The 7974-nt window shown below is 62.0% G+C and carries 6 protein-coding genes; 4 read left to right on the plus strand and 2 right to left on the minus strand.

Annotated elements, in window-relative coordinates; all coding sequences use genetic code 11:
* The coding region (locus tag KDL09_RS24125) for a dihydrodipicolinate synthase family protein (RefSeq protein ID WP_294391132.1) at window positions 1-690 on the minus strand (690 nt) is incomplete at its 3' end.
* Window positions 691-781: 91 nt separating this feature from the next.
* Between KDL09_RS24125 and KDL09_RS24130 the strand changes: the two genes are divergently transcribed.
* Genes KDL09_RS24130 through KDL09_RS24145 form a run of 4 tightly spaced genes read left to right on the plus strand, consistent with a single transcriptional unit; the run spans window position 782 to window position 7353 of the window.
* A complete protein-coding gene (locus KDL09_RS24130) occupies window positions 782-1513 on the plus strand; it encodes an AraC family transcriptional regulator (RefSeq protein WP_294391135.1) in 732 nt (243 codons plus the stop codon).
* 21 nt (window positions 1514-1534) lie between these two features.
* Entirely contained in the window at window positions 1535-3268 is a 1734-nt protein-coding gene (locus tag KDL09_RS24135) for a CocE/NonD family hydrolase (protein ID WP_294391138.1), read from the plus strand.
* Window positions 3269-3277: 9 nt separating this feature from the next.
* Entirely contained in the window at window positions 3278-6097 is a 2820-nt protein-coding gene (locus KDL09_RS24140; protein WP_294391142.1) for an amidohydrolase family protein, read from the plus strand.
* On the plus strand, window positions 6085-7353 hold the full coding sequence (locus tag KDL09_RS24145) for an amidohydrolase family protein (RefSeq protein WP_294391146.1): 1269 nt from the start codon (window positions 6085-6087) through the stop codon (window positions 7351-7353). The genes KDL09_RS24140 and KDL09_RS24145 overlap by 13 nt, the downstream gene beginning before the upstream one ends.
* 4 nt (window positions 7354-7357) lie before the next feature.
* Here KDL09_RS24145 and KDL09_RS24150 read toward each other — a convergent pair.
* On the minus strand, window positions 7358-7974 hold a 617-nt coding region (locus tag KDL09_RS24150; RefSeq protein WP_294391149.1), incomplete at its 5' end, for a DUF1501 domain-containing protein.

Here is a 7974-nt window from a genome sequence, read left to right on the forward strand (position 1 = left end):
GGCGAGATCCCAGAGCTGCTGGTTCTCCTTCGGGAAGGCGATGCCGCTGCCGCATACCCAGCCGTCGATGCCGAGGATGGCGGATTCGAGGAAGAGATCGTCCACGCCGGTGAAGATGCGGTAGCGGTCGCCGGTCTGATTGCGCAGTTCCGTGATGCGGCGGGTGTTCGCGCTGCTCTCCTTGATGGCGAGCAGGTTCGGGATGTCGGCCAGTTCGACGAACATCTCCGGCGTCACATCGGTGTTATAGCCGACGGGGTTGTTGTAGAGCATCCACGAGAGCGGCGTGGCCTTCGCGAGCGTGCGGAACCAGTGCTGCGTCTCGCGCGGGTCGGTCTTGTAAACCATCGGCGGCATGATCATGAAGCCGGATGCGCCGAGCTTCTCGCAGTCCTGCATGTAGCTGATCGCTGCCTGCGTGCTCATTTCGGCCACGCCGCTGACGACGGGAACGCGCCCCGCTGCAACTTCGACGGCGTGCTTCACGACGGCGCGCTTTTCCTCGGGAAGGAGGCATTGATTTTCACCTAGCGATCCGCAGACGATCAAGCCGGCCACACCGGAGTCGATGAGCGCCTCCCAATGCCGGGCGGTGGCCGCGAGGTCGAGCGACTGGTCTTGATGCATCTGCGTGACGACGGCGGGAAAGACGGCGGACCAGTTGACGGAAGGGGAGGAGGGAAGGGACATGGTGGATGGCGGGGGAACGTGGACCATGCTAAGCGATGATGCACGTGGGTCTTGCTTGCTTTGGCATCATGAACCTGCCATTTCTGCCAAAATGACGGCCACAGACGATCCTTTCGCCGCGCACGGATTCGCGGAGCTGCTCTTCGACGAGCTGCCGGATGTCGTTTTCTTCATCAAGGACGTCGTCGGTCGTTATGTGCGCGTGAATCAGACGCTCGCCGATCGCTGCGCAGGCGGCGACAAGGCGAAGCTCATCGGCAAACGGCCTGCCGAGGTGTTTCCGGAAGCACTGGCGGCGAGCTATGCGCGTCAGGACGAGCAGGTGCTGAAGACCGGCAAGCCGGTGGAGCATCAGCTCGAACTCCACATCTACCCGGGCCGCAAGGCTGGCTGGTGCCTGACGACGAAACATGCGCTGAAGGATGCGAAGGGTCGGATCATCGGCGTCACCGGTATCTCGCGCGATCTCAATGCGCCCAGCGACAAGGCCAGCGGCTTCGCCGAACTCGCCGCTGCCTTGAAGCACATGCAGAAGCATTACGCCGACAGCCTGCGTATCGATGACATCGCCACCAAGGCGGGTCTCAGCGTCTATCAGTTCGAGCAGCGCGTGCAGCGCCTGTTTCAAATGAGCCCGCTGCAACTCCTGCACAAACTCCGCCTCGATGAAGGCACGCGCCTTCTGCGTGAGACGGACCTTCCGCTCGGTGAAATCGCCCTGCAGACCGGCTGGTGTGATCAAAGCGCCTTCACGCGCCACTTCAGCCGTTACGCGGGCATGGCGCCTGGGAAGTTTCGCGCGATGCAGACAGATCGTGCGTAGAGAGGCGTTGGAGGTTACGCCATGAAGTCACTGTCCTTGCTGATCCTTGTCGCCTGGTCCTGCATCGCGCAGGCTGTTCAGATCGAAAAGAACGTCGCGGTGCTGATGCGGGATGGCGTGGTGTTGCGAGCGAACGTGTTCCGACCCGAAGGTGAATGGCCGTGGCCGGTGCTGGTGCTGCGCACTCCGTATGACAAGGACGGTCAAAAGGGCGAGCCCTATGCGAATGCGGGCTACATCGTCGTCACGCAGGATGCGCGCGGACGTTATGCCTCGGATGGCAAATGGGAATCGTTTTACCGCTTTGATACCCACGATGCGGAAGATGGCTACGACACCGTCGAGTGGGCGGCGAAGCTGCCGGGATCGAATGGCAAAGTGGGGACCTATGGCGTGAGCTACAATGCCTTCCTGCAATGGCGGCTCGCACCGCTGCGCCCGCCTTCGCTCGTGTGCATGTGCGCGAGATCGATTCCCGCCCGGCTCACCCAACTCGAAGGTCCGGGCACGATCCGGCCGGGACGGCGCTTGAACTGGTTCTACACCGGCATGGCGCCGGACATGCGCAAGCACATGGGCGTGAAGGATCTCACGACGAAGGCGGAGATGGCCAAGCTGTGGAAGGAGGGCGACCGCGACCGCCTGCTGCACTTCCTGCCGTGGATGAAGCTGCCGAAGAATGTCTTCGAGCACGAGGAGGACGCAGTGCAGGCGTGGATGCGCGAGCCGTTTCGCGAGCCCTGGCAGTTTGTGGAGCACTGCGCGGAGGTCAGCGTGCCGAACCTCGACATCTGCGGCTGGTTTGACCACTGCAACGACGGCATCGAGATGCATCAGGCTATGCGCCGCGTCGGAAAGACGGAGACAGCGCGCAACGGCCAGCGTCTCATCATCGGTCCGTGGAGCCACACAGGCAGCGGTGGTCGCAAGGTGGGCACGGTCGATTTCGGCAAGGAGGCCGCGCTCGACACGCGCAAGGTCGAGCTGCGCTGGTTTGACTACTGGCTCAAGGGCAAGCCGACCGGCGTGGACAAAGATGCACCGGTGAAAATCTTCGTCATGGGACGAAATCAGTGGCGTGATGAGCAGGAATGGCCGCCTGTACGGGCGAAAACGCACACGCTGCATCTGCACAGCGGCGGCAAGGCCAGCACGCCGGCAGGCGATGGAGCGCTCGTGATGGAATCGCCCGCCGCAGGCAGCGACAGCTATCGCTACGATCCAACGAATCCGGTGCCCACGCTGTGGGGCGCGAGCATGTTCACCACGCCGGCCGATCAGGCGCCACTGGCGAAGCGCGAGGACATCCTCGTCTATCAAACGGAGCCGTTGAAGGACGCGATGGAGGTCACCGGCTATCCGGAGGTCGTTCTCCACGCGGCGTCGAGCGCGCCCGACACCGACTTCTTCGCGCGACTCATCGATGTGGCGCCGGATGGCACAAATCGCGACATCGCCAGCGGGATGGTGCGTGCTCGTTACCGCAACGGGCTCGACAAGCCGAAGCTCATCACGCCGGGCGAGGTCGTCGAGTATCGCATCAAGCTGCGTCCGACCTCGAACGAGTTCCAAGCCGGCCATCGCATCCGTCTGGACATCACCAGCAGCGATTTCCCAAACTACGACCGCAATCACAACACCGCCGCGGATCAAAATGCCGACGCGACGCTCGAAACCGCCACGCAGACCATCCATCACGGCGGAAAAACAGACTCAAGGCTGATTTTGCCTGTCATCTTGGCGACAAGCCTTTAAAACACGCGCATGAAAATCGTCTTGGTCCTCGCCGCGCTCGCACTTCCGGTCCTGGCTGTTGATTCTTCGATTCGACCGCCCGGATGGCGACCGCTGGAAGCATCGAGTCATGCACTCACGAATGCGCGGATTGTCGTGAAACCGGGGGTCGAGATCAAAAAGGGCACCGTCGTGCTGCGCGACGGGCGAATCGTGGCCGTGGGTGAGAAAGTGGCCATTCCGGACGATGCGCGCGTGCATGACCTCGATGGAGCGACGGTGTATGCTGGCTTCATCGATGCGTATGTGACCTTTGCGAAGTCCACACGCGAAGCACCGGCCGACGGCGGCCCACCAGTGAACGAGGGAGCGCTGACTTCGGGGGCGACGGCACCTTTTTTGGGCGTGAACTCGGCGGCAGGCGGACCGGGTGCGAAGTCGGTGGTGACGCCGGAGCGTCGCATGGCACGCGAGCATGCACCGTCGCAGAAATCACTCGACGCCTTGCGGAACGAAGGCTTCACAGCGGCAAATGTCGTGCCGGACGCGGGCGTGATTCGTGGCACGAGCACCTTTGTCACACTGGCATCGTCCGATCCCGATGTGGCGATCCTCAAGCCCGACACGTTTCAACACGTGAGCATCGATGCACCGCGCTCGGGCGGTGATGACGAAGACCGCAAGCCGCGCCCCTATCCGGCCTCGCTCATGGGCGTGATCGCGGTGGTGCGGCAGACGTTTCTCGATGCGCGGCATCAGGCGGCGGATCACGCGCATTTCGCGAAGCATCCGAAGGACCGTCCGCGACCCAACGTGGACACCTCACTGGAGGCGCTGCTGCCTGCGGCGGACAAGAAGATGCCGGTGCTGTTTGAACCTGCCAGTGTGTTGATGGTGGAGCGCGCCGCGCATCTGGCGCGCGAGTTCGAGTTGCAGCCCGTACTGCTCGCCTGTGGCCAAGAATGGCGCAGGCCGGAACTGGCACGTGCAGCGAAGGCGCCGTTTATCGTGCCGCTCGACTTTCCCGAGGTTGCTAAGATGCCGGAGGACGATGACTGGCAGGCGGTGCCGTTTGAAACACTGCGTGCGTGGGATCACGCGCCGGGCAATGCCGCGTTGCTGCGCCGCGAGGGCATCGAAATCGCGCTCACGACACATGGGCTGGCTAAACGCAGTTCCTTTCGCGCGAACGCACGGCTTGCTGTCGCACGTGGGCTGAGCACGGACGATGCGCTGGCCGCACTGACGACCATTCCGGCGAAAATCTGCGGTGTGGCAGATCAACTCGGCACCATCGAACCGGGGAAGATCGCGAACCTCACTGTGGTTGAAAATGGCGGCTACTTCGATGAAAAGTCACGCGTGCGCGAAGTGTGGATCGATGGGCGCCTGTTTCCCGCTGCGCTGAAGGATGAAAAAGACAAAAAGGAAGCCAAGGAGGAACGCAAAACGCTGACCGCTACACCTGCGCAACAGGATCGTGGGCCGCTTTTGAGTCCGAAGATCATTTGGATCAAGAAAGCGACGATCTGGACCTGCGGACCGAAGGGGAAGATCGAGAATACGGGACTGCTGATCGTGGATGGCAGGGTGAAGGCGGTGGGTTCCATTGAGCAGGCGCCGAAAGACGCGTATGTGATCGACTTGCCGGGCATTCACGTCACGCCGGGCCTCATCGACTGCCACAGCCACAGCATGATCATGGGGGGCGTGAACGAAGGCACGCTGCCCTCGACCGCGATGGTGCGTGTGGGCGATGTCGTGAACTCCGAATCGGAGACGATTCACCAGCAACTCGCAGGCGGACTCACAATTGCGAATCTGCTGCATGGATCCGCGAATCCGATTGGCGGTCAGAACTGTGTCATCAAACTGCGTGATGGTGCTGCTCCTGAGGATTTGAAGCTCAAGGGCGCTCCCGGCGGCATCAAGTTTGCGCTGGGGGAGAACGTGAAGCAGTCGGGCTGGGGTGACGCCTTCAAATCGCGTTTTCCGCAGTCGCGCATGGGCGTTCCCGCCTTCCATACAAACCGGTTCACTGCTGCGCAGCACTACATGGCCGCGCTCGCGAAAAAGGACGGCCCACCGGTGCGACGCGATCTCGAACTGGAAGCGCTGGCGGAGATCATTCGCGGCGAGCGTCTCATTCATTGCCACAGCTACCGGCAGGATGAGATTCTCGCGTTCCTGCGCGTGATGGAGAGCTTCAAGGTGCGCGTCGGCACGCTGCAACACATTCTGGAAGGCTACAAAGTGGCTGATGAGATCGCCAAGCACGGTGCGGGCGCGTCCGCTTTCTCCGACTGGTGGGCTTACAAGCTGGAGGTGTATGACGCCATTCCGCATGCGGGAAGCATCATGCGTGAGCGAGGCGTACTGGTGTCCTTCAACTCCGATTCATCCGATCACGCGCGGCGCATGAACCTGGAGGCGGCGAAGGCGGTGAAATACGGCGGCACGAGCGAGGAGGAGGCGTTGAAGTTTGTGACGATCAATCCGGCAAAGCAACTCGGCATCGACAAGACAGTCGGCAGCCTCGAGCCGGGCAAGGACGGAGATTTTGCCATCTGGAGCGGTCATCCGCTATCCACGACATCGATCTGTCTGCAGACGTGGATTGACGGAAAGCAGTATTTCGAACGCGAGGCCGCCAAACGTCGTGCCGAGGCGCGAAATACGGAAAGGCTCGCGTTGATCGCCAAGGCGAAAAAACTCGCCTCCAGCAGCACGGATGACAAAGGCGGCGATGAAAAGGCGAAGGCGCGATTCTTTTTCAGAACACTCGAAGAACGTCAGAACCACCTCTGCGTGGACTGCTGCATGGAAAGGACTCTCTCATGGCAAAACTGATTTCATTTCTCCTCCTCGCGCTCACTACGGCGCATGCTGATACTCTGCTGCTGCGCGGAGCGGTCGTGCACACGGTTGCCAAGGGAACGCTCGAAACGGGCGATGTGCTGGTGCGTGATGGCAAGATCGCGGCGGTGGCTGCGCGGATCGATGAGAAGGCGGACAGGGTGATCGAGCTGAAGGGCATGCATCTGTATCCCGGTCTGGTGAGTGCGGGCACGGATCTCGGGCTCGTGGAGATTCCAGCGTTGCGTGCGGCAGTGGACGACAGGGAGACGGGCGAGTTCACGCCGGAGGTGGAGTCGTGGAATGCGGTGAATCCGGACAGCGAGTTGATTCCGGTGGCGCGGGCAAACGGGATCACGCACTTCGCGCCGATTCCACAGGGGAAATTCATCACCGGCAGTTCCGGCATGATGGCGGCACGTGGCTGGACCATTGAGGACATGCTGGTGCGCCGCCACACGGCGATGCATCTCGTGTGGCCGGGCCATTCGCTGAAGATCCCCGGCCCTAACACGCCCACCGATGCGAAATCGCTCGATGAGCAGTCGCGCGAGAGGAAAGAGAAGGTGCGCGAGATCGAGCGCTTCTTTGCAGACGCCGAGGCCTGGGGCAAACGCGATGCCAAGGCGGCTAAAGTGCCCGCGTGGGAGGCGATGCAGCCTGTTTTGCGTGGCGACGTGCCGCTCATCATTCACGCGGACGGCCAGCGCGAGATCAAGGCGGCGCTGACATGGAGCGAATCACGCCCGAAGCTGCGAATCGTGATCTTTGGTGGTCGCGACGCATGGATGCATGCCGAGGAACTCGCGAAGCGGAAGATCGCCGTCGTTTACACCGAGGTCTTCACCCTGCCGGTTCGTTCGAGCGACAGCTACGATGTGCAATTTGCCGCACCGTCGATTTTGCATCAGGCGGGTGTCAGTGTGGCGATCAGCGAAGGGCTTGATCGCGCCAGTGCTTCCGGTCAACGAAACCTGCCCTACATCGCCGCACAGGCCGCTGCGTTTGGCCTGCCTGCGGACGCGGCGCTGGCGTCGATCACGCTCGTGCCTGCGCAGATTCACGGTGTCGCGGACCGGCTTGGCAGCATCGAGCCCGGCAAGGACGCATCCCTGTTCGTCGCGACGGGCGACATCCTCGACATCCGCAGCCAGGTGAAGCAGTTGTGGATCAGCGGCGTCGAGCAGTCGCTCGAATCACGTCACACTCGACTGGCGGAGAAGTATCGGAACCGCCCGAAGGCGAAGTGAATGATCACGCCATCAGCGCCTTGACTGGCTTCGCGGGATTGATGCCGATGAGTTTGCCGTCGAGTCCCTGCGTCTTGAAGCTGAAGCGGTCGGCGTGGAAGCCGAGGAGTTGCAGGACGGTGGCGTGGAAGTCGCTGATGTGGAGCGGGTCTTTGACGATGTTGTAGCTGAAGTCGTCGGTCTCGCCGTAGATCGCGCCGCCTTTGGCGCCGCCGCCGGCCATCCACATGCTAAAGCAGCGCGGATGGTGGTCGCGGCCGTAGTTCTCTTTCGAGAGGCCGCCCTGGGAGTAGATGGTGCGGCCGAATTCACCGCCCCAGATGACGAGCGTGTCGTCGAGCATGCCGCGTTGCTTCAAATCTTCGAGCAGGGCAAAGCAGGGCTGGTCCACGTCCTTGCACTGGCTGGGCATGCGACCGCCGACGTTGCTGTGGTGGTCCCAGTTGTTGTGATAGAGCTGGATGAAGCGCACTCCGCGCTCGGCGAGTCGGCGGGCCATGAGCACACTGTTGGCAAAGGAGCCGGGTTTCCGCACGTCGTCGCCATAGAGCTTCATCGTGGCCTCGGACTCCTTGCTCAGATCGGTGAGTTCCGGCACGCTGGCCTGCATGCGGAAGGCCA

Origin of the sequence: Prosthecobacter sp. (assembly GCF_020439865.1) — a bacterium.
GTDB lineage: Bacteria > Verrucomicrobiota > Verrucomicrobiia > Verrucomicrobiales > Verrucomicrobiaceae > Prosthecobacter.